At 58.9% G+C, this 26884-nt stretch carries 22 protein-coding genes and 1 tRNA gene; 15 read left to right on the plus strand and 8 right to left on the minus strand.

Going from position 1 to position 26884, the window contains the following annotated elements; translation table 11 throughout:
* The first annotated feature begins 446 nt into the window (after positions 1–446).
* Positions 447–1505 (plus strand): ABC transporter substrate-binding protein, encoded by a 1059-nt coding sequence (locus ACWPM9_RS10015; protein ID WP_484755008.1) that lies wholly within the window; start codon positions 447–449, stop codon positions 1503–1505.
* An 85-nt stretch (positions 1506–1590) separates the two neighbouring features.
* On the opposite strand, the gene ACWPM9_RS10020 is transcribed toward ACWPM9_RS10015, so the two are convergent.
* A tRNA-Lys gene (locus ACWPM9_RS10020) sits at positions 1591–1666 on the minus strand.
* 186 nt (positions 1667–1852) lie between these two features.
* Between ACWPM9_RS10020 and ACWPM9_RS10025 the strand changes: the two genes are divergently transcribed.
* The gene (locus ACWPM9_RS10025; protein WP_428186774.1) at positions 1853–2599 is read left to right on the plus strand and encodes a cytochrome c biogenesis CcdA family protein; all 747 of its coding nucleotides are present in this window, start codon (positions 1853–1855) and stop codon (positions 2597–2599) included.
* A gap of 126 nt (positions 2600–2725) precedes the next feature.
* Positions 2726–3694, plus strand: coding sequence for an AEC family transporter (locus ACWPM9_RS10030; RefSeq protein WP_428186773.1), 969 nt, complete (start codon positions 2726–2728; stop codon positions 3692–3694).
* Here ACWPM9_RS10030 and ACWPM9_RS10035 read toward each other — a convergent pair.
* Positions 3662–4867: a UbiH/UbiF family hydroxylase gene (locus ACWPM9_RS10035; protein WP_428186772.1), complete on the minus strand. Its 1206-nt coding sequence runs from the start codon at positions 4865–4867 to the stop codon at positions 3662–3664. The genes ACWPM9_RS10030 and ACWPM9_RS10035 overlap by 33 nt on opposite strands.
* A 191-nt stretch (positions 4868–5058) precedes the next feature.
* Between ACWPM9_RS10035 and pcsA the strand changes: the two genes are divergently transcribed.
* The 9 genes from pcsA to ACWPM9_RS10080 all read left to right on the plus strand — a co-directional run bounded on the left by pcsA (position 5059) and on the right by ACWPM9_RS10080 (position 15309).
* The gene (pcsA, locus tag ACWPM9_RS10040) at positions 5059–5802 is read left to right on the plus strand and encodes a phosphatidylcholine synthase (RefSeq protein ID WP_428186771.1); all 744 of its coding nucleotides are present in this window, start codon (positions 5059–5061) and stop codon (positions 5800–5802) included.
* Between the two features lie 188 nt (positions 5803–5990).
* Positions 5991–7565, plus strand: a complete 1575-nt coding sequence (locus ACWPM9_RS10045) for an ABC transporter ATP-binding protein (RefSeq protein WP_484755009.1) — start codon at positions 5991–5993, stop codon at positions 7563–7565.
* Positions 7555–8649 (plus strand): ABC transporter permease, encoded by a 1095-nt coding sequence (locus tag ACWPM9_RS10050; RefSeq protein ID WP_428186769.1) that lies wholly within the window; start codon positions 7555–7557, stop codon positions 8647–8649. The genes ACWPM9_RS10045 and ACWPM9_RS10050 overlap by 11 nt, the downstream gene beginning before the upstream one ends.
* Positions 8646–9563 (plus strand): ABC transporter permease, encoded by a 918-nt coding sequence (locus ACWPM9_RS10055; protein WP_484755010.1) that lies wholly within the window; start codon positions 8646–8648, stop codon positions 9561–9563. The genes ACWPM9_RS10050 and ACWPM9_RS10055 overlap by 4 nt, the downstream gene beginning before the upstream one ends.
* Positions 9564–9604: 41 nt before the next feature.
* Positions 9605–10678 (plus strand): BMP family ABC transporter substrate-binding protein, encoded by a 1074-nt coding sequence (locus ACWPM9_RS10060; RefSeq protein WP_428186767.1) that lies wholly within the window; start codon positions 9605–9607, stop codon positions 10676–10678.
* Between the two features lie 125 nt (positions 10679–10803).
* Complete coding sequence (gene glmU, locus ACWPM9_RS10065) at positions 10804–12165, plus strand: bifunctional UDP-N-acetylglucosamine diphosphorylase/glucosamine-1-phosphate N-acetyltransferase GlmU (protein ID WP_484755011.1); 1362 nt, start codon at positions 10804–10806, stop codon at positions 12163–12165.
* A 114-nt stretch (positions 12166–12279) separates the two neighbouring features.
* Positions 12280–14106, plus strand: a complete 1827-nt coding sequence (gene glmS / locus ACWPM9_RS10070; RefSeq protein WP_484755012.1) for a glutamine--fructose-6-phosphate transaminase (isomerizing) — start codon at positions 12280–12282, stop codon at positions 14104–14106.
* Entirely contained in the window at positions 14103–14606 is a 504-nt protein-coding gene (locus ACWPM9_RS10075; protein WP_484755013.1) for a GNAT family N-acetyltransferase, read from the plus strand. The genes glmS and ACWPM9_RS10075 overlap by 4 nt, the downstream gene beginning before the upstream one ends.
* 16 nt (positions 14607–14622) lie before the next feature.
* Positions 14623–15309 (plus strand): DUF502 domain-containing protein, encoded by a 687-nt coding sequence (locus ACWPM9_RS10080; protein WP_428186763.1) that lies wholly within the window; start codon positions 14623–14625, stop codon positions 15307–15309.
* Positions 15310–15334: 25 nt separating this feature from the next.
* Here ACWPM9_RS10080 and recG read toward each other — a convergent pair whose 3' ends face one another.
* A complete protein-coding gene (gene recG, locus ACWPM9_RS10085; protein ID WP_428186762.1) occupies positions 15335–17440 on the minus strand; it encodes an ATP-dependent DNA helicase RecG in 2106 nt (701 codons plus the stop codon).
* Positions 17441–17534: 94 nt separating this feature from the next.
* On the opposite strand from recG, the gene ACWPM9_RS10090 reads away from it, so the two are divergent.
* Both ACWPM9_RS10090 and mfd read left to right on the plus strand, forming a co-directional pair.
* The gene (locus tag ACWPM9_RS10090) at positions 17535–17852 is read left to right on the plus strand and encodes a succinate dehydrogenase assembly factor 2 (RefSeq protein WP_484757641.1); all 318 of its coding nucleotides are present in this window, start codon (positions 17535–17537) and stop codon (positions 17850–17852) included.
* Entirely contained in the window at positions 17849–21352 is a 3504-nt protein-coding gene (gene mfd, locus ACWPM9_RS10095; RefSeq protein ID WP_484755014.1) for a transcription-repair coupling factor, read from the plus strand. Before ACWPM9_RS10090 ends, mfd begins: the two co-directional genes overlap by 4 nt.
* Before the next feature lie 47 nt (positions 21353–21399).
* Here the strand turns inward: mfd and ACWPM9_RS10100 are convergent, their stop codons facing one another.
* The 4 genes from ACWPM9_RS10100 to ACWPM9_RS10115 all read right to left on the minus strand — a co-directional run bounded on the left by ACWPM9_RS10100 (position 21400) and on the right by ACWPM9_RS10115 (position 25521).
* Positions 21400–21852, minus strand: coding sequence for a GNAT family N-acetyltransferase (locus tag ACWPM9_RS10100; RefSeq protein ID WP_484755015.1), 453 nt, complete (start codon positions 21850–21852; stop codon positions 21400–21402).
* Positions 21853–21897: 45 nt separating this feature from the next.
* Positions 21898–22845: a DMT family transporter gene (locus ACWPM9_RS10105; protein ID WP_484755016.1), complete on the minus strand. Its 948-nt coding sequence runs from the start codon at positions 22843–22845 to the stop codon at positions 21898–21900.
* A 58-nt stretch (positions 22846–22903) separates the two neighbouring features.
* On the minus strand, positions 22904–23575 hold the full coding sequence (locus ACWPM9_RS10110; protein ID WP_428186758.1) for a DsbA family oxidoreductase: 672 nt from the start codon (positions 23573–23575) through the stop codon (positions 22904–22906).
* 95 nt (positions 23576–23670) lie between these two features.
* Positions 23671–25521 (minus strand): extracellular solute-binding protein, encoded by a 1851-nt coding sequence (locus tag ACWPM9_RS10115; RefSeq protein ID WP_484755017.1) that lies wholly within the window; start codon positions 25519–25521, stop codon positions 23671–23673.
* A gap of 251 nt (positions 25522–25772) precedes the next feature.
* On the opposite strand from ACWPM9_RS10115, the gene ACWPM9_RS10120 reads away from it, so the two are divergent.
* Positions 25773–26408, plus strand: coding sequence for an invasion associated locus B family protein (locus ACWPM9_RS10120; protein ID WP_428186756.1), 636 nt, complete (start codon positions 25773–25775; stop codon positions 26406–26408).
* A 78-nt stretch (positions 26409–26486) separates the two neighbouring features.
* Here the strand turns inward: ACWPM9_RS10120 and hspQ are convergent, their stop codons facing one another.
* On the minus strand, positions 26487–26816 hold the full coding sequence (gene hspQ / locus ACWPM9_RS10125; protein WP_484755018.1) for a heat shock protein HspQ: 330 nt from the start codon (positions 26814–26816) through the stop codon (positions 26487–26489).
* Positions 26817–26884: the final 68 nt, after the last annotated feature.

Raw genomic sequence — 26884 nt, forward strand, 5'->3', positions numbered from 1 at the left:
CAAATACACACAAAAGTGCGGTCGATACCTGTTTAATACTTTTCTTCATGGCGATATTTACTCCAGCCTTGGGAGCAATCTATCGGCAATTCGATAACTTAAGGTTTTTTAACTTGGGTAAATTCTCTTTAAGACAATTGCTAAAATGGAAAAGGGGATTGAAAGAAATTTTTAATGGTTTATCAATTGCACGCAGTGAGCGAACGTCGACCAGTTGTGAAGAGATGTATTGCAAAATGCGCCAGACCAAGTTTTTCAATTCTTTCATCGACCAGATTGCGGTCGGCACATTGGCAAAAGAACCAATTCGCATCGTGCGGGGGCAGCTGTTGACACGCTTGCGTCAGCCAATGCCGACCAATATTTACCGCGCGCGATCCTCTTTCGGTCTCGTCGCTTTGTCTCTCCTCCTTGCTTCTTGCCAGTCCGGACTCGAGAATTCCGGAGTGACCAATGACGTTGCCCCACCAAGTTCCACTGCCGTTGAGGAACAGTTCGGCAGCAAGGGAACGGAGATCACACTGCTTCTGGAAAAGGGCGGGGAAGGCTATTTCGAGGGTGCCGCGCGTGACGTTCGCGATGGGGCAGAACTCGCGCTCGGGGAACTTGGTGGAGATCAGGTGCATGTCAAAGTGGTGCCGATCGATGCCGACGCCAGCAATCTCAGCGCTGCTGTGGCCGGTGCATCGGAGCGCAAGTCTGCCCTGTTGGTCAGTTACGCTGCTCCTGCCATCACCAAGGGCATCACGGCTGTAGTGCCGTCCAAGAGGCCATTGTTGATCAATCTTGGTCCGGCAGTATCCACCGGCGGTGGCGGCATCTTCAATTTTGAGGTCGACGAGACCGACAGCATTGTCCAGGGCGCAAGCGTCGCCATCGCGGGGGGCACGACCAACTTCCTGCTCTTTGTACAAAAAAATTATCCCGCCGACTTTGAGAGCCAGGTCTCGGCAGCGGTGGGCAAGGTTGGCGGCAAGATCGTCGGCACGACACGCTTCAATACCAATGGCGCAGGCGTGCTGGAACAAGTCAAAGCGATGAAGGACAAGCTCGGCCAGGCAGGCGTCGCCCTGATTGCCGGCAACACCATGGCAACCGTCAATGTGGTATCGGCGTTGAAGGCGGAGGACGCCACCAAGGCCATGGCCTTTGTCGGTACCAGCGGCTGGCCGGAGACGAGCTATTCGGCACCTGCGGCCAAGGGTGTTCTCGTCGTGACCTATGACAAGGAAGATCTGGCGCTGATTGCCGACCGCTATAGCCGGCACTACAAGCGTCCCGTTTCGGATCAGGCAGCCTATGGATACGACATTGTTGCTCTTGCGTCTGGGCTGATCAGAGCCAAGGGCGAAAAGGGGGTGGAGATGAAGACGCTCCTGTCGAAGTCGGGCTTCAAGGGTCTGACCGGACGCTTCCAGTTCAACGGAGACGGCAGCACCTCGCGCCGGCTCGTCCCCTACAGCATCGCAAATGGTCGCCTCAATCCGCTCGCATCGGGTGGATGAGACGAATCGTGTCTGCAACGCGGTCGTTGGGCTTGTCCCAGCGGGCCGGTTTACTGAATGTGCTGAAGGACGGTTATCTTGAAGGTGGTGAGAGCGCAGGGGTTCGAACCCTGGACCTACTGATTAAAAGTCAGTTGCTCTACCGGCTGAGCTACGCTCTCCCACGGTGCCGGCGGGGCCGGTCAGGAAGTGGGCGGAACATATGCAGGCGACCCCGTCGGGTCAACCCAGAAAATTCAGCTATTTGCATGAAATTGGGACCGATTGCCGCGGCATTCGCAAAGGTGATTGGCAAGTGACACGCCAGGCCGTTATGAGAGCTTCGAAAAGCTGAAGTGGTCAAAGCCTTGTCGATTGCAGAAATATCCCTTTTGAGCGCCTTGCTCGCCGGAACGATCTCATTCCTGTCGCCTTGCGTGCTGCCTCTGGTGCCGCCTTATCTTTGTTATATGGCCGGCATTTCCGTCGATCAGTTCCGTGACGGTGAGGTCAAGGCATCGCCGGATGCGCGCCGTGCGGTGATGCTGGCAGCGCTTGCCTTCACGCTCGGTTTTTCCACGGTTTTCGTGGGACTTGGGGCGGGGGCCTCCACCATCGGCGTGATGCTGCGCCAGCATATCGATCTTCTGGCCAAGATCGGCGGGTTGATCATCATTGTCATGGGTCTGAACTTCCTCGGCGTTTTCCGCATCGGAATGCTGTCGAGCGAAATGCGTTTCCAGGGCGGCGGCAAGCCGGCAACCCTTTCCGGCGCCTATATCATGGGCCTTGCCTTTGCCTTCGGATGGACACCTTGTATCGGTCCGGTGCTCGGCGCAATCCTCGGTATCGCCGCATCGCGTGACACGGTCGGCGACGGCGCCATGCTGCTTGCGATCTATTCGCTGGGCCTTGCCGTTCCGTTCTGGATCGCCGCTGCCTTCTCTGGCGCCTTCATGCGGTTCCTCGGTCGCTTCCGTCGCCACCTGGGTCTCGTGGAAAAGGCCATGGGCGCTTTCCTGGTGCTCACAGGTCTTGCCTTCATTTTCGGCTATGTGAGTTCGCTTGCGATCTGGTTTCAGCAGACCTTTCCTGTGCTCAGCCAGATCGGCTGAGTGCCGAAAACTCGGCGAACCATTTTAGCGCAAGGCGACCTTGCCTGACCTTTGAAACCGCTTCATTGCTGTAATCGAAAGCGCGGCATAGCTGTTCGCTGCGCGCAAGCGGTCGCAGGAGGGAACATGGCGGATATCATCGGACTGGTTCTGCCGTTCTTCGGCTTGATCCTGATCGGCTATGTCGCCTGCAAGCTTGCCCACCAGCCGGCAGAGGCGCTTGGCTGGCTCAATTTCTTCATTGTCTACATTTCGCTACCGGCGCTGTTCTTCAAGCTTGTGTCACGCACACCGATGCATGAACTGACCCGCGTCGATTTCATCGCGGCGGATCTGGCGGCGACCTATGGCATTTTCCTCCTGGTCTTCCTGATCGGCCGCTATATCAGGCAAAGCAGCCTGAAAGACTGTACGGTACAGGCCTTGGCGGGAGCCTATGGCAATATCGGCTATATGGGGCCGGGGCTTGCTCTTTTAGCGTTCGGGGAGGCGGCGGCCGTTCCGGTGGCGCTGATCTTCTGTTTCGAGAATGCCCTGCATTTCATGGTGGCGCCGGCCATGATGGCGGCAGCCGGCGGCGATGAACGTCCACGCTCGAAGGTGGCGCTCGATGTGGTGAAGAAGATCGCCTATCATCCCTTCATCGTGGCGACAGCCGTCGGCTTCCTCGCTGCCGCATTCCAGTTTCAGCCGCCATTGCCGCTCCAGCGCCTGATCGATTATCTGGCGCAGGCAGCAGCGCCTTGTGCGCTGTTTGCCATGGGCGTGACACTGGCGCTCAGGCCGTTGAAGCGCGTTCCGGTCGAACTCGGTTATATCGTGCCGATCAAGCTGATCCTGCATCCCGTGCTGGTCTATGTGGTGTTGAGCCTTGTCGGCGATTTCGAGCCGCTATGGGTCTATACCGCCGTGTTGTTGGCGTCGCTGCCGACGGCCACCAATGTATTCGTGATCGGACAGCAATACGGTGTGTGGCAGGAGCGTGCCTCGGCAACGATCCTGATCACCACAGTCCTGTCGGTATTGACGGTATCAGGCCTTCTTTATCTGATCACGTCGGGTCTATTGCCGGCGGACCTTTTCCTTCAGAACTGACGGAAATTCACGCAGTGCCATGCCGGGGGCGACACCTTCGCGCATCATCATCTGGCGTAGTGGTGCAATGCCTGACAACAGGTGCAGACCTGCAGCGCGCATCATCTGCACGGGCAACAGGCCGCTCAAAAGCGAGCGGTTGAGAAGATCGACACTTGCGGTCCGGCTCAACACATCCACCTTGCGGCGGCGATCGAAACTGTCTCCTGCGCGCGGATCAATCGGCTGCCCGGTATTGCGGCAAAGCAGGTCTTCCAGCGCCGCGACATCGCGCAATGACAGGTTCAAACCCTGGGCACCGATGGGCGGGAAGGCGTGGGCCGCCTCGCCAATCAGCGCACAGCGCCCCGCACCATAGCGCGTTGCGGTCATGCCGGATAGCGGCCAGGCCTGGACACTGTCTTCCACCTCGACCTTGCCGAGGATCGACTCCGAACGTTGCTCGACCAGCCTGCTCAATTCTTCCAATGGCAGCGCCGTCATTGTTTCTGCGTCCCGAGGTCTGCAGACCCAGACGAGGCTGGAACGATCGCCCGACAGAGGAACCTGGGTAAAGGGGCCGGAATCGGTGTGAAATTCGGTCGAGGTGTTTTGGTGCGGACGTGAATGGGTGAAGTTCATGACCAGTGCCGTCTGGGGATAGGACCAGGTCTTGACGTCGATACCGGCGCTCTTTCGTGTCACGGAATTTTTGCCGTCCGCGCCAATGACGAAACTGGCTTCCAGTGTCTTGCCTCCGGAGAATGTCACGGTGACGTTGTCGGCGTCGATATGGATATCGTCAGCGGCATCGCCAATGACGGTGATATTGGCTTCCGCCGCAATCGCTTTTTCCAGCGCAGCCAACAGGGGCTCATTGGGAATGTTGTAGCCAAAGGCGTCGAGACCGATTTCGCTTGAGCGGAAAGCCACCGGGGGAGCGCGAAACAGGCGCTTCGTGCCGTCGATGATCTGCATGGTCGAAAGCCGCGACGCCGATGGCTTGATATCGTCCCACAAGCCAAGGCGATCGAGGAAACGGATCGACTGGTCCATCAATGCTGTCGTGCGCTGATCGCTGGCCTTGCGCTTCGGTGCGACGATCGCGACCTTTCGCCCGCCGCGGGCAAGGGCAATGGCTGCGATGGAGCCGGCAAGGCCGGCACCGATGACGACGATTTCAAACTGGCTCATGGCGAATATCCCAAATGTTTGCATCTGAATACGCGTTTTTGCGGTCCAAGGCCATGGGCCCAATTGGCGCAGCCAAGTGACAGATTGACGATTTCCGGCAATGAATTTTGTCAAACACTCCGAGCGCCGGTTGCAAATCGAGGGGATTCGGGGAATATCCGGGGGCGGGACAGCGGAGACACGATCACGGCATGAAAATCTTCAATTACAGGCGCGTACCTTATGCAGAGATGCGGGCGTTCTCGGTTCATATCCTGACCGCCTCAGGTTCGTTTCTTGCCTTTCTGGGGGTCGTTGCCGCCGCAGAACTGCGGTTTGTCGATATGTTCTGGTGGCTTGGACTGGCGCTTGCCGTCGATGGCATCGATGGACCGATTGCACGCAAGCTGAAGGTCAAGGAAGTTCTGCCCAACTGGTCCGGGGTGATGCTCGACAACATCATCGATTATGTGACCTATGTGTTGCTGCCGGCCTTCGCGCTTTATCAAAGTGGGATGATTGGCGAGCCCTGGTCCTTTGTTGCTGCCGGGCTGATGGTCGTTTCGGCCGCAATCTATTATGCCGACACGGGCATGAAGACGGATGAGAATTTCTTCTCCGGTTTTCCCGTGGTCTGGAACATGGTGGTGTTTTCGCTCTTCGTGATCGATGCCTCGGCAACCGCATCGATGGTGGTCGTCTTCGTCGCCGTGGTGCTGACATTCCTGCCCATCAATTTTCTGCATCCTGTGCGGGTCAAACGGCTGCGTCCACTCAATCTGACGATCTTCGCCATCTGGTGCATTCTGGGCGGCTACGCGCTTCTGTTGCATTTCGACACACCAAACTGGGCGATCTATCCCTTCATTGCATCCGGCATTTATCTGTTCGTCATCGGCGGCATCATGCAAGCCTTTCCGTCTCTCGGTGGCAAGAACCGATCCTTAGCCGATTAAGGAATTGCCGCACGGTTACCAATAATTTTAGGCTGTGCAGTTGTGCGGAGCAGCAATCTGGGTATCAATAGAAAACTGATCTTTTCAAAGTCTTCGCTGTGGCTTTCAAAGGTCGGGCAAAAGAATAAAAGGGAACTAGATCGTGTCTGCACGGGAAATGCCGGCGGATATGACAGGGTGGGGCTTACGTGACGCGTTCTGAGCCGCCGGGACCGGCAGCACTATTGTCCGTGCAGGGGCTGACGAAGCTGTTTGGCAGCTTTGCAGCGAATGACGGCATTGATCTATCGATCAGGCCTGGTGAAATTCACGCTCTTTTGGGCGAGAACGGCGCGGGCAAATCCACGCTCGTGAAAATGTTGTTCGGGGTGCTTGCGCCTTCAGCGGGGCAGATTGTCTGGCAGGGGAATGCCGTCAGCATCGGTTCACCGGCCGAAGCGCGAAAACTCGGCATCGGCATGGTGTTCCAGCATTTTTCGCTGTTTGAATCCCTCACTGTGGCTGAAAATATCGCGCTCTCCATGGATGATGGAGAATCGATCGGGACCATCTCGCAGAAGGCGGCCGAGCTGTCCAAAGCCTATGGTTTGCCGCTCGATCCGGATGCCCATGTGGCCGATCTGTCTGTTGGCGAGCGTCAGCGCATCGAGATCGTCCGCGCGCTTCTACAAAATCCCAAACTGATCATTCTCGACGAGCCAACCTCGGTGCTGACGCCGCAGGAAGCCGATCGTCTTTTTGAAACTCTGGACAAGCTGAAGGCAGAAGGACGCTCCGTTCTCTATATCAGCCATCGGCTGGAAGAGGTGCAGCGCATCTGCGACCGCGCCACGGTTCTGCGTCATGGCAAAGTCACGGGCGCATGCGATCCCCGTCAGGAAACAACGGCGTCGCTGGCGCGAATGATGGTGGGGTCCGACGTGGCCGCCATCGAACGCGATGCGACGTGCGAGCGCGGGGATGTGGTGCTGGATATCAAGTCGCTGTCGCTCGATCCCCGCACACCATTTGCGATGTCGTTGAAGAGGGTCTCCCTGCAGGTGAAGGCCGGCGAAGTTTTAGCGATTGCTGGCGTGGCCGGTAACGGGCAGGGCGAGTTGTTCGATGCGCTTTCCGGCGAGATGCTGGCCAACAGCGCCGACACGATCCAGATCAGAGGCAAGCCCGTGGGGCGCACGGGCATTACCGGGCGTCGATTGATGGGCGCGGGGTTTGTTCCCGAAGAACGCCATGGCCACGCGGCGGTGACCGGATTGAACCTTTCTGACAACCTGCTGCTTGCACGCTGGCGCTCGGATGCAAAGGCGTTCCTGTTCGGCGGCATATTGCAGGGCATCCGTCAGGCCGTTGTGAAAAAGGGCACGAAGCGTATTTGCGAAGAGATGGATGTGCGCAAGAGCGGAGAGGATCCGCAGGCCGGCGCATTGTCCGGTGGCAATCTGCAGAAATTCATCATCGGTCGTGAGCTTGACCGGCAACCGTCCTTGCTGGTTGTCAATCAGCCAACCTGGGGCGTGGATGCGGGTGCAGCTAGCCGTATTCGACAGGCGATTATCGATCTGGCGCGCAAGGGATCAGCCATTGTCGTTATCAGCCAGGACCTGGATGAGATCTTCGAGATCGCCAGCGAAATTGCCGTCATTTCCGAAGGCCATCTTTCCGAGAGCTATCCAGCGGGTGAACTGACGCGAGAAAAGATCGGGCTTTTGATGGGTGGGCAGCACGAGCAGAAACGCACAACGGAGGCTGCTCATGCGCATTGAACTGGAAAAACGCCCCCAAGCCTCCAGGCTCTATTCTGCCTTGTCGCCGCTGTTGGCATTGGCGCTAACGCTGATTATCGGTGCGATCATGTTCCTGCTGTTGGGCAAGAACCCGATAGAGGCGCTCTACAGCTTCTTCATCGAACCGCTGCTCGAGGTATGGTCGCTGCATGAACTGGCGATCAAGGCTGCGCCGCTGATCCTGATCGCGGTCGGGCTTTCCATCTGCTATCGCTCCAACAACTGGAATATCGGGGCAGAGGGACAATTTACGATCGGTGCCATCACCGGATCGATCCTGCCGGTGCTTTATCCCGAATGGCACTCGCCCATGATCCTGCCGCTGATGCTAGTGATGGGGATGCTGGGAGGCGCTGCCTATGCTGCCATTCCAGCCTTTCTCAAGACGCGACTGAATACCAACGAAATCCTTACCAGCCTGATGCTGGTCTATATCGCGCAGCTGTTTCTCGATTGGCTGGTGCGCGGTATGTGGCGCGATCCGCAGGGTTATAATTTTCCGCAGACCAAGAGCTTTGTCAGTGAAGCGGTGCTTCCGGAAATCCTGTCATCCGGGCGGGCACATTGGGCCATCATCTTTGCGATTGTCGCCGCCGTTCTCGTCTGGTTCATGAACCGGTTCACGCTCAAGGGTTTTGAAGTCACGGTGCTCGGTCAATCCGAACGGGCAGGGCGCTTTGCCGGTTTTTCCCCGCGCGGCATGGTGTGGTTCTCGATGCTTTTTTCAGGTGCGCTGGCCGGGTTGGCCGGCATTTCCGAAGTCTCCGGTTCCATCGGTCATGTGCAGCCGACGATTTCGCCCGGCTATGGCTTTACAGCCATCATCGTTGCCTTCCTCGGTCGCCTCAATCCGCTCGGCATCATTGCATCGGGATTTGTGCTGGCGCTCACTTATCTGGGCGGTGAGGCGGCACAGCTTTCCATCGGTGTCTCGGACAAGGTCACGCGGGTGTTCCAGGGCCTGTTGCTGTTCTTCGTGCTCTCCTGCGATACGCTTATCCTCTACAAGATCCGCATCGTGTCGTCGCGGCTGCGCGTGCCTGTTCGGGAGGCCGCAGAATGATTGCTGAAGCCATTCTTCTCACCATCATTACAGCATCGACGCCATTGGTCATCGCCGCCATGGGCGAACTGGTAACGGAACGTTCCGGTGTCTTGAATCTCGGTGTCGAGGGCATGATGATCATCGGCGCTGTCTGCGCCTTTGCCGCGACGCAGGCCACCGGGTCGCCCTATATCGGCGTGCTGGCCGGAATTGTGTCCGGCGCCCTCTATTCTCTCTTGTTCGGTTTCCTGACGCTGACACTGGTTGCGAACCAGGTGGCGACTGGTTTGGCGCTCACCATTCTGGGGCTTGGTGTATCCGGGATGATCGGCGAAAACTATGTCGGACTACCGGGCATCAAGCTGCAACCGATTGCCATTCCGCTGCTGTCGGACATTCCCGTCATTGGGCCGCTGCTGTTCCGGCAGGACATCATCTTCTACCTGTCGATCGCCCTTGTGGCCGGAGTGAACTGGTTCCTGTTTAAAAGCAGGCTTGGTTTGAAACTCAGGGCCATCGGCGACAATCACGGTTCTGCCCATGCGCTCGGGATCGGGGTTATCCGCTCCCGCTATCTGGCCGTCATGTTCGGTGGCGCATGTGCGGGTCTGGCCGGCGCTCAGCTTTCACTGGTTTACACCCCGCAATGGGTGGAAAACATGTCTGCCGGTCGCGGCTGGATCGCGCTTGCGCTTGTCGTCTTCGCCTCCTGGCGGCCATGGCGGCTGCTGGCGGGCGGATATCTGTTCGGCGCCGTTACGATCCTGCAGCTCCACGTGCAGGCGCTCGGCATCGATATTCCATCGCAGGTGCTCTCGGCCCTGCCTTATGTCGCGACAGTTGTCGTTCTCATCCTGATATCGCACAATCGTCGCACAACACTGATCAATACGCCCGCATGTCTCGGCAAGCCGTTCGTTCCCGACCGGTAAGACGAGGCTAGGGTTAAGATTCAACTCAAGGAGAGGTCCAAATGAAGAAACTCACGCTCGCATTGGCGGCAGCCGCTGCATCCATCCTCAGCGTTGCATCGACGGCCCGCGCCGAGGATCCAACCAAGGTCTGCTTCATCTATGTCGGGTCCAAGACCGATGGTGGCTGGACCCAGGCGCACGACATTGGCCGTCAGGAGCTGCAAACGCATTTTGGCGATAAGATTGAAACGCCGTTCCTGGAAAACGTTCCGGAAGGCCCGGATGCCGAGCGTGCGATTGAGCGCATGGCGCGTTCGGGTTGCTCGCTGATCTTCACGACGTCCTTCGGTTTCATGGACCCGACCATCAAGGTTGCCGAGAAGTTTCCGGATGTGAAGTTCGAGCACGCCACCGGCTTCAAGAGCGCCGACAATGTTGCGACCTACAATTCGCGCTTCTATGAGGGCCGCTATATCCTCGGTCAGATCGCCGCCAAGACGTCGAAAACCCATTCGGCAGGCTACATCGCATCCTTCCCGATTCCGGAAGTGGTGATGGGCATCAACGCGTTTGAACTGGGCGCGAAGTCGATCGATCCAGACTTCAAGATGAAGGTGATCTGGGTCAACACCTGGTTCGACCCGGGCAAGGAAGCCGATGCTGCCAAGGCCTTTATCGATCAGGGCGTCGATATCCTGACCCAGCACACCGATACGACCGCCCCGATGCAGGTGGCCGAAGAGCGTGGCATCAAGGCCTTCGGTCAGGCATCCGATATGATCGCTGCCGGCCCGACCGCACAGCTGACCGCCATCGTCGATACCTGGGGCGCCTATTACATCAAGCGTACGCAGGAACTGCTCGACGGCACGTGGAAGGCTGAACAAAGCTGGGATGGCCTGAAGGACGGTATTTTGACGATGGCGCCCTACACCAACATGCCGGACGACGTGAAGGCCATGGCCGAGGATACCGAAGCCAAGATCAAGTCGGGTGAAATTCACCCCTTCACCGGCCCGATCAACAAGCAGGACGGTACGCCGTGGCTGAAGGACGGCGAAAAGGCCGATGACGGTACGCTGCTCGGCATGAACTTCTACGTCGAAGGCGTGGACGACAAGCTTCCGCAATAATTTCGACGGTTATGGTTTGTGAAAGGGGGCGCTTTACGGCGCCCCTTTTTATTTGTCGAAGGCACTGTTATGTCTGCCTTAACCGGCCGAGACGCCGACATATGAACGTTGTATCGGAGCCTTAGATGAACCGTAGCTGCCTTGCCGTAATCCTTGCCGCTGGCGATAGCACCCGGATGAAATCGTCAATGTCCAAGGTTCTGCATCCGGTGGCCGGGCGCCCGATGATTGCGCATGTGGCGCACTCGGTCGCGTCGACCGGCATATCCGATATCGCTCTGGTGGTTGGCCGCGACGCCGATGCTGTGGCGAAGGCTGCCAGCATTGCCGATTTGCGCGTGACGCCATTTTTGCAGACCGAGCGGCGGGGCACCGGGCATGCTGTGTTGGCCGCACGCGAGGCCATCGAGCGGGGCTATGACGATGTGATCGTCGCCTATGCCGATGTTCCCCTCATCACAGCCACGCCTTTTCAGGCCGCCCGCGAGGCGCTTGCGGCCGGCAGCGACGTGGTCGTGATTGGCTTTCACACTGACAAGCCCGCCGGCTACGGTCGCCTGATCGTCAAGGATGGCGAACTGGTGGCGATCCGTGAGGAAAAGGATGCCACTGAAGCCGAACGCGCCGTTACCTGGTGCAATAGCGGGCTGATGGCGATCAACGGTGCAAAGGCCATCGACTACCTGACAAAAATTGGCAATGCCAATGCCAAGGGCGAATACTATCTCACCGATCTGGTGGAGATCGCCCGCGCTGCCGGCGACACGGTGACTGCGGTGGATGCGCCGGAAGCTGAACTGACAGGTTGCAACAACCGCGCGGAACTGGCCGTCATCGAGCGGCTTTGGCAGGACCGTCGCCGTGAGGAGCTGATGATTTCCGGCGTGACCATGATTGCTCCGGAAACCGTGTTTCTGGCCTTCGATACCGAAATTGGGCAGGATGCTGTCATAGAACCCAATGTCGTCTTCGGGCCGGGTGCCCGGATCGATAGCGGCGCTGTCATTCATGCCTTCAGCCATATCGAAGGGGCGCATGTGTCGGCTGATGCAACAGTTGGCCCCTTTGCACGGCTGCGACCCGGTGCGGATCTCGCCGAAGGATCGAAAGTCGGCAATTTCTGCGAAGTGAAGAATGCCGATGTTGGCAAGGGCGCGAAGGTCAATCATCTGACCTATATCGGCGATGCCACCGTTGGCGCGGGGAGCAATATCGGTGCCGGCACGATCACCTGCAACTATGACGGTGTCAACAAGCACAAGACGATCATCGGCGAGGGCGCATTTATCGGCTCCAACTCCTCGCTGGTCGCGCCGGTTTCGGTGGGCGACGGTGCCTATATCGCCTCTGGCAGCGTGATCACCGCTGATGTGCCGGCTGATGCACTGGCGCTCGGCCGTGCACGGCAGGATACGAAACCCGGTCGCGCCAAGCTGATCCGGGAGCGCGCGCTCGCGATCAAGGCGGCAAAGAAAGCGAAAATCTGAGGCTTGCTGCACTGCGTTACGAGCAGAAACCGAATGTGACCAGCAATGGCATTGCACGGCACGTGAAATTCTTTAGGAGTTTGCACAACGCTATAACGGCTTTTGGAGATTTGTATGTGTGGCATTGTCGGGATCGTCGGTAACACACCGGTTGCGGAACGTCTTGTCGATGCGTTGAAACGACTCGAATATCGTGGCTATGATTCCGCCGGCGTCGCCACCATCCATGACGGCGCGATGGATCGCCGCCGTGCCGAAGGCAAGCTCTTCAATCTGGAAAAGAAGCTCTCCGACGAACCGCTGCCTGGCCAGATCGGGATTGCCCATACGCGCTGGGCCACCCATGGGGTTCCCAATGAGACCAATGCCCATCCGCATTTCGTCGATGGTATTGCCGTTGTCCATAACGGCATCATCGAGAATTTCTCCGAGATCAAGGATGATCTGATCGCCGAGGGGGCCTGCTTCACGACGCAGACCGACACGGAAGTCGTGGCCCAGCTCATTGCCAAATACCGCCGTCAAGGCCTGGACAATCGCGCTGCCATGCTGGCCATGCTCAACCGGGTGACCGGCGCGTTTGCGCTGGTGGTGATGTTCAAGGATGATCCCGACACGATCATGGCCGCCCGCTTCGGACCGCCGCTCGCCGTCGGTTTCGGCAAGGGCGAGATGTTCCTGGGGTCCGACGCCATCGCGCTGTCCCCCTTCACCAATGAAATCGCCTATCTCGAAGATGGCGATTGCGCGATCGTTGATCACCGCGGTGCAGAAATCGTCGATTTTTCCGGAATACCGGTTGTGCGCAAGCACCAGATCTCGCAAGCGACCGCCTTCATGGTGGACAAGGGCAATCACCGCCACTTCATGGAAAAGGAAATCTATGAACAGCCGGAGGTGATCAGTCACGCGCTTGCTCATTATGTCGATTTTGCCACCAACACCGTAAAGCCGGTGGATAGCGCTATCGATTTCAAGGCGCTCCGCGGCCTGGCAATCTCTGCCTGCGGAACGGCCTATCTGGCAGGCCTGGTGGGCAAATACTGGTTCGAACGCTATGCACGTTTGCCGGTCGAAATCGATGTCGCATCCGAATTCCGCTACCGAGAAATGCCACTGTCGAAGGATCAGGCGGCTCTCTTCATCTCGCAGTCCGGCGAGACGGCCGATACTCTGGCCTCGCTGCGCTACTGCAAGGACGCGGGACTGAAGATCGGCGCAATCGTCAATGTCAGCGAATCGACCATCGCACGCGAGGCCGATGCGGTATTCCCGATTCTGGCTGGCCCGGAAATCGGCGTTGCCTCGACCAAGGCGTTCACCTGCCAACTCGCGGTCATGGCGTCGCTTGCGATCAGCGCTGGCAAAGCGCGCGGTACGATCAATGCCGCGGAAGAAAAGAAACTGGTTCAGAGCCTGATCGAAATGCCGCGCATCATGAGCCAGGTGCTGCACAGTATCCAGCCGCAGCTCGAGACGCTGTCGCGCGATCTCTCCAAGTTCAAGGACGTGCTCTATCTCGGTCGTGGCACCAGCTACCCGCTGGCCATGGAAGGGGCGCTAAAGCTCAAGGAGATCTCCTATATCCACGCCGAAGGCTATGCCGCCGGCGAGTTGAAGCATGGACCGATCGCGTTGATCGACGAGAACATGCCGGTGATCGTTATTGCGCCGCATGATCGCTTCTTCGAGAAAACTGTCTCCAATATGCAGGAGGTGGCGGCCCGTGGCGGCCGTATCATCTTCATCACCGACGAGAAGGGTGCATCTGCCAGCAAGCTGGAGACCATGGCGACCATCGTCCTACCCAACGTGCCGGAACTGATTGCGCCGATGGTCTTCTCATTGCCGATCCAGTTGCTCGCCTACCATACAGCCGTGTTCATGGGCACCGATGTCGATCAGCCGCGCAATCTGGCGAAATCGGTGACGGTGGAGTGATTGTTCGCGACGAAAGTACTGGCGACGAAGCCGCGATCGCAAGGGTGACGGCAGACGCCTTTGCCGGAAAGCCCTATAGCGACCAGAGCGAACCGCAGGTTATCGAGCGCCTGCGCGCAGCCGGTGCTCTGGCGCTATCGCTGGTAGCTGTGGAGGATGGCGCGATCATCGGTCATGTGGGCTTTTCGCCCGTCACGCTGTCAGGGGGGGACGGCGGCTGGTTCGCGCTTGGGCCGGTCGCGGTTATGCCTGAGCGGCAGAGGGCAGGGATCGGTTCATCGCTCGTCCGCGCCGGCATCGAGCGCATGCGGCTTGCCGGGGCCTCCGGGATCGTGCTGACAGGGAGCGCAGACTACTACCGGCGCTTCGATTTCAGCCATACCGACATGCTTGCAACTGACGCCGCTCCGGCTGAATATTTCCTCGTTCTGCCCTTGCGGGATGAAATCCCCTCCGGCATGGTGGCCTTTCATCCCGCATTTTTTGGCGCTGCAGCATGAGGGACGGCCACTGGCGATGACGGACAGTCCAGAGCGAATTTCCTTTGCTACCCGCCTCAGGAACTCCTTCCTGACCGGGCTGATTATCTGCGCGCCGCTGGCCATCACGATCTATCTGACCTGGTCGTTCATCCATTGGGCCGACAGCTGGGTAAAACCCTATATTCCCGACGCCTACAACCCTGAAGAATATGTCAAATTCGCCATCCCCGGCCTCGGTTTGCTGATCGCCATCGTGGTGATCACCATGATCGGTTTCATGGGCCGAAACCTGATCGGCCGATCAATCGTCGGCTATGGCGAATCGGTGCTCAACCGCATGCCACTGGTGCGCACAATCTACAAAAGCACCAAGCAGATTTTCGAGACCGTGCTGAAGGAGCAGTCCAATTCCTTTCGCAAGTGCGGTCTGATCGAGTTTCCAAGCCCCGGCATGTGGGCGCTGGTCTTCATCTCCACCGATGCCAAGGGTGAAATCGCAGCCCGCCTCAACGAAGACGACGATGAGATGGTCGCTGTCTTTCTGCCCCCGACCCCGGTTCCAACCGCCGGCTTCCTGATGTTTGTGCCACGCGCCAAGATCAAGGAACTCGACATGTCGCCGGAAGAGGGCGTGAAACTGCTGATTTCCGCCGGGCTGGTGACGCCGGAATGGCGCGGCCCGAAAGACGGCATACCCGAGGCCCCGAAGTCGGCGGCCTAGATCTGTTGCAAACAGGAGTGTCTGGTCACCCGGCCCGCAAGAACCGGATCGCCTCGTCTCGTCGATGCAGATAGAGCAGTGTGCGCAAGGCCTCGCCGCGCTCACTCACCAGATCAGGATCCTTGTCGAGAATGTAGTGGGCGTCGTTGCGCGCGATCTCGAGCAGATCGGCATGGGCCTCAAGGCTTGCGATCCGGAAGCCTGGCGTGCCGGACTGACGGGTGCCGAGCAATTCGCCTTCGCCGCGCAGGCGCAGATCCTCTTCGGCGATCAGAAAGCCGTCTTCGCTGTCACGCAAAATCGTCAGGCGGGCATGGCCGGTTTCGCTTAAAGGGCCCTTATAGAGCAGGATACAGCTGGAGGCTTCCGCGCCACGGCCAACACGACCGCGCAGCTGGTGGAGCTGGGCAAGGCCGAAGCGTTCTGCATGTTCGATCACCATGATCGTCGCATCGGGTACGTCGACCCCGACCTCGACCACGGTGGTTGCGACCAGCAAGCGTGTTTCGCCGTTCTTGAAGGCCAACATGGCTGCGTCTTTTTCCGCGCCGTTCATGCGACCATGGACGAGGCCAATATTGGGGCCGAGCACCTGTTGCAGGACGGCATGGCGCTCTTCCGCCGACATGAGGTCGGACACTTCCGATTCCTCCACCAGCGGGCAGATCCAATAGGCCTTTTTGCCGTCGGCAATGGCGGCCTTCAACCTTTCGGCAATATCGCCGACGCGCTCGATGGGCACGGTCACCGTCTGGATCGGTTTGCGGCCTGCCGGCTTTTCGGTCAGACGCGAGACGTCCATATCGCCGAATGCCGCGAGGACCAGTGTGCGGGGAATGGGGGTGGCGGTCATGACCAGCATATGGGGCGATATACCCTTGGCGGTCAGGCGCAGGCGTTGGTGAACGCCGAAGCGGTGCTGTTCGTCGACCACAGCCAGCAGCAGGTTCTTGTAAGTGACGCTGTCCTGGAAAAGCGCGTGCGTGCCGATCACGATCTGTGCTTCGCCGGATGCGATGCGCGCGGTGATGGCCTCGCGTTCCTTGCCCTTGGTCCGTCCCGTCAGAACCTCGACAGTCAGGCCTGCGGCAGCTGCAAGCGGTGCGATGGTGGCAAAATGCTGGCGGGCCAGAATTTCGGTTGGTGCCATCAGCACTGTCTGCCCCCCGGATTCCACGGCCGCCGCCATGGCCAGCAGTGCCACCAGCGTCTTTCCGGCCCCGACATCGCCCTGCAGCAATCTCAGCATGCGCTGGTCGCTGGACATGTCCTTCAGGATGTCGGCAATCGCTGCAGTCTGGCTGTTGGTCGGTTTGAAGGGCAAGGCGGCGAGGATCTTCTCGGATATCTCCCCAGTTGCCCGCACCGGAATGCCTGCAACGCGGCGCAGTTTCTGCCGCACCAGCGCCAGTGATACCTGGCCGGCCAGGAATTCGTCATAGGCCAGTCTGCGTCTTGCCGGCGCCTGCGGATCGATATCGCTTTCGTCGCGCGGAGCGTGAAGCGCGTCGAAGGCCTGTTTCGCCGATAGAAAGCTCTCGCGCAGAACCAAGGGCGGATCGATCCATTCAGGCATGTCCGGAAGCCGCTCAAGCGCGCTTTCAATGGCCTTGCGCAGCGTCTTGGGCGAAAGACCGGCCGTCAGGGGGTACACAGGCTCGGTGAGCGGCAGAGTTTCCCCTTCAGACACCCGCGCCATATAGTCGGGATGGACCATGGAGGGCCGGCCATTGAACCACTCGACCTTGCCCGACACCATGACATCTTCGTCGAGAGGCAGCGACTTTTCCAGCCAGTTGCCCTTGGCATGAAAGAAAGTCAGCGCCAGTTCGCCGCTGCCGTCTTGCAGAAAGACCCGGTAGGGCAGGTTGCTTCTCCCCTTGGGCGGGGCCTGATGGCGGTCGACCCTCGCGGTGATCGTGACCACCTGACCTTCAGGTGCAAAGGCGATCTGCGGCTGAAAGCGGCGGTCGATCAATCTGTGCGGAGCCAGAAACAGGAGGTCGATAACGCGGGTATCCTCCTCGTCCTCGCGGTCGAGCAGGTTTGCCATCAGCTTGGCAATTTTTGGCCCCACGCCGACAAGCGAGGATACAGGTGCGAACAGGGGATCAAGCAATGCAGGTCTCATCGGCGGAAGATGCGATGTGATTAAGCGGTTGGCAAGGCTGACAAGTGCGACTGACAGCGCTATAGAGGCGCATCAACAGGAAGGTGATCTCGACATGACAGGGCTCAAGCGCTCCAGCGCCGATCTGGACCCCCGGCGCCGGCGGATTTTGTTTCGCTGCTGGCATCGCGGCATCCGCGAGATGGATTTGATGCTCGGCCAGTTCGCCGAGCAGGAAATCGCCGATATGAGCGATGCCGATCTCGACGCGCTGGAACTGGTGATGAAGGAAGAAGACAATGATCTGGTGAAGTGGATCACCGGTGCAGAGGTCTGGCCCGAGCGCATGGATACGCCCATGTTTCGACGCATCGCTGCCCTTCGTCCGGACTTCGATCCGGTCACCATGGAGCTTTCCGGCAAACTGAAATGATCCGCTTTCTCGATACCAAGACCACGGCGCGCGCCAAGGGCCCGCTGACGATTGCCCATGTGCCTGACGGCATGGATGCGTTCTTGCTGGCGGAACTCGCCCGTGAGGGCCAGCCCGTTGCCTATGTGCTGTCCGATGGTCAAAGGCTGCAGGACCTTGAGCAGATGCTCGGCTTTGCGGCACCAGACATCCCTGTCTTGACCCTGCCGGCCTGGGACTGCCTTCCCTATGACCGTGTGTCGCCGAGTGCCGACGTGTCGGCCCGTCGTCTGGCGGCACTCTCCGGTCTCATTGCCCATCAACGCAAACCGCATGCGGCCATCGTGCTGGTCACCGTCAATGCCCTGTTGCAGCGGCTGGCGCCCGCAGATGTCATCGGAAGTCTCGGCTTTTCGGCAAAGCCGGGCAATCAGGTCAACATGAACGATGTCGTTGCGCGCCTGGAGCGTAACGGTTTCGAACGCGTAGCCACGGTGCGCGAGGTCGGCGAGTATGCGGTGCGCGGCGGCATTCTCGATGTGTTCGTGCCCGGCACCGAAGAGCCGGTGCGGCTCGATTTCTTCGGTGATACGCTGGAAAGCATTCGCTCCTTCGATCCGGCAAGCCAGCGCACGATCGGCCAGATCCGGTCGCTCGATCTGAACCCCATGAGCGAGGTGACGCTGACACCGGAGACGATCAGCCGGTTTCGCAAGAATTATCTTTCGCTGTTTGGCGCAGCGACCCGCGATGACGCGCTTTATACCGCTGTCTCGGAAGGTCGGCGCTATGCGGGTATGGAACATTGGCTGCCACTGTTCTACGAAAACACCGAGACGGTTTTCGACTATCTGCACGGTTTCCGGATCGTCACCGATCACACGGTGAAGGAAGCGGCTGAAGAGCGCGCCAAGCTCATTCGCGATTATTATGAAGCGCGCCACGAACAGCGTTCGAGCGGCAAGGGACATCTGTCGCAAGGCACGCCGTACAAGCCGGTGCCTCCGGGACAGCTCTATCTCGAAGCACCGGAATTCTCCAGGACGCTCGATGCGCTGGAACCTGTGCGGCTCACCCCCTTTGCCGAGGTGGACAGCAGCGCCCGCGCTGTGGTCGAACTGACGGCGCGGCCCAATCCACGCTGGGCCAAGGCCGCCGTTGAGGCGGGTGGCGACCAGCGTGTCAATGTGTTCGACCAGGCCGTCAAATATATCGCCGACAAACGGGCAGGTGGTTCCAAGGTCGTGATCTCCGGCTGGTCTGAGGGTTCGCTCGACCGGTTGTTGCAGGTGATGAACGAGCACGGGCTGGAACGGCTAAAGCCGATTACGGCGCTGAAAGATCTCGACACGCTGAAACAGGGCGAGGCGGCAGCGGCCGTACTCTCGCTGGAAGCCGGCTTCGAATCCGGCGATTTCGTCGTTGTCGGTGAGCAGGATATTCTGGGCGACCGCATGGTGCGCCGCTCCAAGCGCCGCAAGCGCGGTGCCGATTTCATTTCGGAAGTCTCCGGCCTCGATGAAGGTTCGATCGTTGTCCATGCCGAGCACGGGATCGGCCGGTTCGTCGGTCTTCGCACCATTGAGGCCGTAGGCGCGCCCCATGCATGCCTCGAGCTGCGCTATGCGGACGATGCCAAGCTCTTCTTGCCGGTCGAAAACATCGACCTTTTGTCGCGCTATGGCGGCGAGGGCACCGAAGTGCAACTGGACAAGCTGGGCGGTGGCGCCTGGCAGATGCGCAAGGCGAAGCTCAAGAAGCGCCTTCTCGATATGGCCGGGGGCCTGATCAAGGTCGCGGCCGAGCGCCTGACACGCACAGCACCGGTGCTCACCACTCAAGAAGGGCTCTACGACGAATTTGCCGCGCGCTTCCCCTATGACGAGACCGAAGACCAGATGAGCGCGATTGAGTCGGTGCGCGGAGATCTCGCCGCCGGTCGTCCGGCAGACCGCCTCATCTGCGGCGATGTCGGCTTCGGCAAGACGGAAGTGGCGCTGCGCGCGGCCTTTATTGCTGCCATGAACGGCGTCCAGGTGGCCGTGGTCGTGCCGACTACGCTGCTGGCCCGCCAGCATTTCAAGACCTTCACCGAGCGTTTCCGGGGCCTTCCCATTCGCCTCCAGCAGGCGTCGCGCCTGGTCGGCACCAAGGAACTCAACCTGGTGAAGAAGGAACTTGCCGAGGGCAAGACCGATATCGTGGTGGGCACCCATGCACTGCTCGGCACCGGTATCAATTTTGCCAATCTCGGCCTGCTGATCATCGACGAAGAACAGCATTTCGGGGTGAAGCACAAGGAACGACTGAAGGATCTCAAATCCGATATCCATGTGCTGACCTTGTCGGCCACGCCAATCCCGCGCACGCTGCAGCTGTCGATGACGGGCGTGCGCGAATTGTCGCTGATCACCACGCCGCCGGTCGACCGTATGGCGGTGCGCACTTTCGTCTCGCCGTTCGATCCGCTGGTGATCCGCGAGACGCTGATGCGCGAGCATTATCGCGGCGGGCAGAGCTTCTATGTCTGCCCGCGCCTGGCAGACCTGCCGGAAATCCAGTCGTTCCTGGCCTCCGATGTGCCGGAACTGAAGGTTGCGGTTGCCCATGGGCAGATGGCGGCAAGCGAGCTGGAAGACATCATGAATGCCTTCTATGACGGACGCTACGACGTGCTGTTGTCCACGACGATTGTCGAATCGGGCCTCGATGTACCAACCGCCAACACCATGATCGTTCACCGTGCGGATATGTTTGGGCTGGCGCAGCTCTATCAGCTGCGCGGACGTGTCGGTCGCTCCAAGGTTCGTGCCTTTGCGCTTTTGACCCTTCCGGTCAACAAGAAGCTGACGGGTACCGCCGAGCGCCGCCTGAAGGTGCTGCAATCGCTCGACACGCTGGGTGCCGGCTTCCAGCTCGCCAGCCACGACCTCGATATCCGCGGTGCGGGCAATCTTCTGGGCGAAGAACAGTCCGGCCATATCAAGGAAGTCGGTTTCGAGCTTTACCAGCAGATGCTGGAAGAGGCTGTGGCCGAAGTGAAGGGCGTGGACGAGATCGCCGATACGGGCTGGTCACCGCAGATTTCGGTCGGCACGCCGGTGATGATCCCGGACGATTATGTACCGGATCTGCATCTGCGCCTTGGTCTTTATCGCCGTCTCGGCGAACTGACCGAACTCAACGATATCGACGGCTTCGGTGCCGAGATGATCGACCGTTTCGGGCCGCTGCCGATCGAGGTCCAGCATCTGTTGAAGATCGTCTATATCAAGGCGCTTTGCCGCAAGGCCAATGTCGAGAAGCTGGAAGCGGGACCGAAGGGCGTCGTTGTGCAATTCCGCAACAAGGAATTCCCCAACCCGGCAGCGCTGGTCGGCTATATCGCCAAACAGGGCACCATGGCCAAGATCCGGCCGGACCAGAGCGTCTTCCTCACCCGCGACCTGCCGACACCGGAGAAGCGACTGCAGGGGGCGGCTGTGGTGATGACGCAATTTGCGGAGCTGGCGAAGGGCTGAACCTTCCATTCTTGTGGGCAGAATAAGGGATGCTGACACAGCACCCTTTATTGCGCGCGTCTGGCGACACGTCGGATCTGGAAACCTGTCTTGCTCTGCTCAAAACCCGCCGCCTCATAGAAGGCCACGGTTTCCGGTCGTGTTGACCCCGTCAGCAGCATGACCTTGTAGCAACCAGCCTGCCAGGCCGCTTCGATTGCAGACTGGAGGATCAACTTGCCATAGCCGCGTCTGCGATAGGCATTGTCGGTGACCACATTTTCGATGAGGGCATAAGGGGCGCCACCTCGTGTCAGGTTCGGGATTACAACGAGCATGCAGGTGGTTACGGGTTCCGCTCCGATCCAGCCGAGGAAAATGCCGCTTGCTGGCAATCGGTGGAGTTGCTCGAGACGCGCTACCGCGTCTGAAACCGGCAGTTCGGGATCATCGGGCTGAAGTTCGCGGTACAGCGTCAAAAGCTTGTCGACGTCACCCGGCTGACACTGTCGGATCTCCATGCCAATCTCCACTTGTTGCCAATCAGCGGCACGTCGGAACGCTTCTTATGCCTTCGGCTCGTCCACCTCTTCCGGCTTCACGGCCAGCGCCGCGCTTCCATCGTCGGCGGCCACCGCTGGCGGCAGTTGAACGCCACGGGTGCGCTCGCGCGACAGGGTCAGCAGGCCTGACCCGATGATGAGGGCGATTCCGACGATGATGGGCAGGTCGATCTTGTCGCCAAAAATCAGATAGCCAAAGATGATGGCCCAGATCATCTGACTGTATTGGATCGGGCCAACGACCGTTGCCGGTACGTAGCGCGCGGCAAACATCAACAGGATGTTGCCCAGCGCCCCGAGAATACCGTAGCCGGCCAAAAGCAGCCAGTCGGTTCCGCTTGGCATGACGAAATTGCTCGACATGGCAATGCCGCAGATGATGAAGCCACCGAGCATTCCGGCCCCGTAAAGCGAGATGTTCTTCTCCGAGGGGCCGATGGCGCGGAAAATGACAATCGAGACTGCCCCGCCGAGACCGGCGAAGATTGCACCGACATGGCCAATGGAAAGCTCGCGGAATCCGGGTCTCAGTACGATCAGCACGCCGATAAAGCCGATCAGCACTGCGCTCCAGCGCTTCACGCCGACCTGTTCCTTCAGGAAAACAACCGACATGATGGTGACGAAAGAGGGAAGAAGGAAGATCAGACAGAAGGCCTCGGCCATCGACAGATGGGTAAAGGCCGTGACCGATCCTATGATGCCGGCGCCGGCAGAGACAAAGCGCAGCAACCACAGCGGACGGTTGGTGGTCTGGAACAGGTCCGCCCAGCGGTCGCCTTTCTTCATCAGAAAAGGAATGGCGGCAATACCGAACACGGCACCAAAGAAACCGGATTCAAAGGGGCTGATGCGCCCTTCGATCAATTTCACGCAGGCATCGCTCACCGCATAGGAGGCAAAGGCGATAAAGGCGAGAGCGATGCCTCGAAAAAGCGGGTCAGTGCGCAAAGCGGCAATCCGTGAGAGGAGGAGGTTTTCGACTGCTTAGGATCGATACTGCACCCCGTCAATTCAGTTTTTGCTGGGCCTCTGCCTTGGCACGCACAATGTCACGCAGCGCACCGGCGAAGACCTCGACGGATTGCGCGCCACTTACGGCATATTGCTGATCGAAGATGAAGAAGGGGACGCCCGAGACACCCATATTCTGCGCAGCACCGATTTCCGAGCGTATGGTGTCGCAGTCGACATCACCGTCGAGAAGACGTTCGATTACCTGTGGGTCAAGGCCTGCCTCGCCGGCAATCGTGGTCAGTACCTGTTTGTCGGCAATGTTTTGCCCCTCGACGAAATGCGCCACAAACAGCCGGTCAACCACGGCGTTCTGCTTCTCGCGACCTTCGGCTTGCGCCCAGTGGATCACGCGGTGGGCATCCATGGTATTGGAGCGAACCTTGATCTTGTCGAAGTGGTAGTCGAGGCCGATTTCGCGGCCGAGCTCCACAAGCTGACCCTGCATCTCATCCAGTCGTTCTGCGCTCCCAAATTTGGCCACCAGATGTTCGCGGTAGTCTGCACCTTCAGCAGTCGCATCCGGGTCGAGTTGATACGGACGCCAGTTGATGTCGACGCCGAGTTCGTCCTGCACTTCGGCAATGGCAAGTTCGAAACGGGTCTTGCCGAGGTAGCACCAGGGGCAAACGATGTCGGAGACGATATCAACGGTAATGCGGTTCACGGGGTATAACCTGACCTTGGAATTGGAGTTCGGATGAGGGGCAGATAGGGGCCCGGTCAGGCGCCTTCAACCATTTGCGTCAAAGATGCGCGCGCCTATTGGGCACGCGCATCGTACCAGACCGGAAGTTGATAGCCATAAAGGGGCGATCCCTCCGGATGTTCAATATGCTTCCAGCGGGCAATCCATTGCGAGCCGATGTGATAGAGCGGCACGACATAATGACCGGCCACCAGCAGGCGGTCCAGCGCACGGACAGCGGCCTGAAAATCTTCCATGCTCCGCGCCTGGGTGACAGCTTCAATCATCCGGTCGATGTCGGGATCTGCCACGCCGGCATAATTATAGCTGCCCGGTGCATCGCGCGATGTCGATTCCCAGCGGAAGCGCTGCTCGGTGCCCGGCGACAGGGACGAAGGATAGGCCTTGACGATCATATCGTAGTCGAAAGAGGAGGTGCGCGACTGGTATTGCGCATCGTCCACGGTGCGAACCTGCATGGCGATACCGATCAGAGCCAGCGTGCGCTGATAGGCAATGGCCATTCTCTCCTGCGCCGGGTTCTGGGTCATCACCTCGAAGGCCAGCTGATTGCCGGACGCATCGACCATCTTGCCGCCAGATATCTTGTAACCTGCCTTAGCCAGCAGTGTGACGGCCTGGCGCAAAACCTTGCGATCCGTGCCCGTTCCATCCGTGATCGGCATCGTGTAGGTGCCCGCCAGCAGGTCGGCCGGGATCTTGTCCTTGGCCGGTCCGAGAAGCGCCAGTTCACGCGCATCGGCGGCGTTGCCATAGGCTCCGAGCGCGGAGTTCTGCCAGAAGCTTTCCGTGCGGGTGAAGGCATCGCCGAACAGGTTCTTGTTCACCCAGTTGAAATCGAAAGCGATGGACAGTGCTTCTCGGACTTTTTCATCGGCAAAAATTGGCCGACGCGTATTGAAGACGAAACCGAACATGCCGGAGGGAAGCTGCGGCTCGAATACTTCCTTGACGATGTCGCCGCGTTCGGCGGCTGGAAAGTCATAGGCCTTGCCCCAATGGCCGGCATCGGCACTGCCGCTGATTGCGTCGCCCTCGGGATAGACGTCGACATTGCCCTTCTTGAAGGCTTCGAACAGCGTCGACTGCTGCAGGAAATAGGTGACAGAAATCTCGTCGTAATTGTCAAAGCCCACCTTGGATGGGATGTCCTTGCCCCAATAATCCGGGTCGCGCTCATAGACGATCTTCTCGCCCGGCTGGATCGACTTGACCTTGTAAGGACCGGAGCCGACAGGGATCTGCAGCGAGCTCTGATCGAATGTATCCGGATCGATCGCGTGTTTCGGCAGGATAGGCGTTGCATAGGCCAGGATCAGGGGCGTCTCGCGATTGGCCCTGTCGTTGAAAGTGAAGCGAACGCTGTGCTCCCCAACCTTTTCCATCTTCTCCACAGTTGCCAGACGTGAGCTATAGGGCGGACGGCCCTTTTCTGCGAGCAGGTTGAATGTGAAAATCACATCATCCGGTGTGATCGGCTCACCGTCGCTCCAATGGGCCTTTGGATTGAGGTTGAACTGAACGAAGGTCCTGTCGTCATCCCATTCCACGCTTTCGGCGATGAGCGGATAAACGGAAAAGGCCTCGTCATAAGACCGCGTCATCAGCGGTTCGTAAATCAGATTGCCAAATTGCGGATCCCAGACACCGCGCGCAGTGGTGCGCATTCCCTTCAACACGAAGGGATTGAAGCTGTCATAGGTGCCGACTACACCATAGGCGATCTTGCCGCCCTTCTTCACGTCGGGGTTCACATAGCTGAAGTGCGTGTAGTCCGGGGGCAGGGCCGGTTCGCCATGCATGGCGATCCCATGCAGCGGTTGTGCGACAGCAGCGCTTGAAATGAGGATGAAGAATAGACTGGTGGCAAGGCGGTGCAAACGAAGACCTTTCCAAAGTTTCATGTTTGAATCAATTCTCGCCAAACTACCACGAAAGCGGTCAATACCAAGGCAATCGCGTGCCAATCGCCCGGTTTGGCGGACATATCCGAAAAGTAGGACTGGATATTCGCCTGCGTGCAATGTAACAGGTGTTCCCGGAAGAGGCAGGTCATGTATTTGCCTTATTTGAGATGGAGGGACTGGCCAACGACAAATCAGTGCAGTTCGCACGATGTCGATCCAGCCCCGGATTTCAGGAGACGGATTTCGTTATGATGTTCAAAGCAACAAAATCGACGCGTCTGGCGCTTTCCGCCGTCGCCCTCACAATCGGCGCGGTTTCGGCCCCAGCCATTTCCTCCGCGCAACAGGCCGCAGCCGGTCAGCCGCCGCAGGGTTGGTTCAAGACCTGCACCAAGCAGGAAGATTCCGACATCTGCATCGTGCAGAACCAGATCGTCGCGCAGAATGGTCAGCTGATCACGGCTGTGGGCGTCATCACGGTTGAAGGCAAGGTCAACCGCAAGATCCTTCAGGTCACCGTTCCGTCCGCACGTCTGATCCCTCCGGGCGTGCAGATGCAGATCGATGGCGGCAAAGGCCAGAAGCTCGATTACGCGGTGTGCCTGCCCGATCGCTGCACCGCCGAGTTTCCGCTGACGGATGCGATGGTGGACAGCCTGAAGAAGGGCGGCGAAGTGGTGTTCACCTCGATCAACTTCCGCCATGCTCCGAACCCGATCAAGATCTCGTTGAGCGGCTTTACCGGCGCCTTGGAAGGTCCGGCCATGACCCAGTCGCAGGCTGAAGATCGCCAGCGCCTGCTGCAGGAAGCCATGCAGAAGAAGACCGAAGAAAGCCGCAAGGCATTGGAAGACGCTCAGAAGGCGGCCAAAGAAGGCCAGTAAGCCATCGTCGATTGAAGACAGAAAAAAGGCCCGGGAAACCGGGCCTTTCTTTTTGGGAGCGTCTTTTGTCAGTCGCCCTTAATGGGCGAAGTTCATCCTGGGTTTATAATGACCACCACTCTCGACCACGAAGATCTGGTTGATCTGCGGGTTGCGAAGCGGCGTGTCGCTGTCGTCTTCTTCCAGATTTTGCTCCGAAACATAGGCGACATATTCGGTTTCTTCGTTCTCTGCCAGAAGGTGGTAGAAAGGCTGGTCCTTGCTTGGACGGATCTCCAGAGGGATCGCGTTCCACCACTCCTCGCTATTGGCGAATTCCGGATCAACATCGAAAACGACACCGCGGAACGGCAAGATCTTGTGCCGGACGATGTCCCCGATACCAAATTTTGCTTTGCGCATTTTCATGATTGAACTCCTTTTCCCACAATAATTTGGGGTAGCAGGGCACAGACATCAAGGGGGCATGCGAAAAC

The organism is Agrobacterium sp. H141, from assembly GCF_057158725.1.

Bases quoted from the DNA above. Each gene is read 5' to 3' on its own strand.
- ACWPM9_RS10030 (WP_428186773.1), top strand. From the start codon at position 2,726: ATGGCGGATATCATCGGACTGGTTCTGCCGTTCTTCGGCTTGATCCTG.
- ACWPM9_RS10035 (WP_428186772.1), bottom strand. From the start codon at position 4,867: ATGAGCCAGTTTGAAATCGTCGTCATCGGTGCCGGCCTTGCCGGCTCC.
- pcsA (WP_428186771.1), top strand. From the start codon at position 5,059: ATGAAAATCTTCAATTACAGGCGCGTACCTTATGCAGAGATGCGGGCG.
- ACWPM9_RS10050 (WP_428186769.1), top strand. From the start codon at position 7,555: ATGCGCATTGAACTGGAAAAACGCCCCCAAGCCTCCAGGCTCTATTCT.
- ACWPM9_RS10055 (WP_484755010.1), top strand. From the start codon at position 8,646: ATGATTGCTGAAGCCATTCTTCTCACCATCATTACAGCATCGACGCCA.
- ACWPM9_RS10060 (WP_428186767.1), top strand. From the start codon at position 9,605: ATGAAGAAACTCACGCTCGCATTGGCGGCAGCCGCTGCATCCATCCTC.
- glmU (WP_484755011.1), top strand. From the start codon at position 10,804: ATGAACCGTAGCTGCCTTGCCGTAATCCTTGCCGCTGGCGATAGCACC.
- glmS (WP_484755012.1), top strand. From the start codon at position 12,280: ATGTGTGGCATTGTCGGGATCGTCGGTAACACACCGGTTGCGGAACGT.
- ACWPM9_RS10080 (WP_428186763.1), top strand. From the start codon at position 14,623: ATGACGGACAGTCCAGAGCGAATTTCCTTTGCTACCCGCCTCAGGAAC.
- recG (WP_428186762.1), bottom strand. From the start codon at position 17,440: ATGAGACCTGCATTGCTTGATCCCCTGTTCGCACCTGTATCCTCGCTT.
- ACWPM9_RS10090 (WP_484757641.1), top strand. From the start codon at position 17,535: ATGACAGGGCTCAAGCGCTCCAGCGCCGATCTGGACCCCCGGCGCCGG.
- mfd (WP_484755014.1), top strand. From the start codon at position 17,849: ATGATCCGCTTTCTCGATACCAAGACCACGGCGCGCGCCAAGGGCCCG.
- ACWPM9_RS10100 (WP_484755015.1), bottom strand. From the start codon at position 21,852: ATGGAGATCCGACAGTGTCAGCCGGGTGACGTCGACAAGCTTTTGACG.
- ACWPM9_RS10115 (WP_484755017.1), bottom strand. From the start codon at position 25,521: ATGAAACTTTGGAAAGGTCTTCGTTTGCACCGCCTTGCCACCAGTCTA.
- ACWPM9_RS10120 (WP_428186756.1), top strand. From the start codon at position 25,773: ATGATGTTCAAAGCAACAAAATCGACGCGTCTGGCGCTTTCCGCCGTC.
- hspQ (WP_484755018.1), bottom strand. From the start codon at position 26,816: ATGAAAATGCGCAAAGCAAAATTTGGTATCGGGGACATCGTCCGGCAC.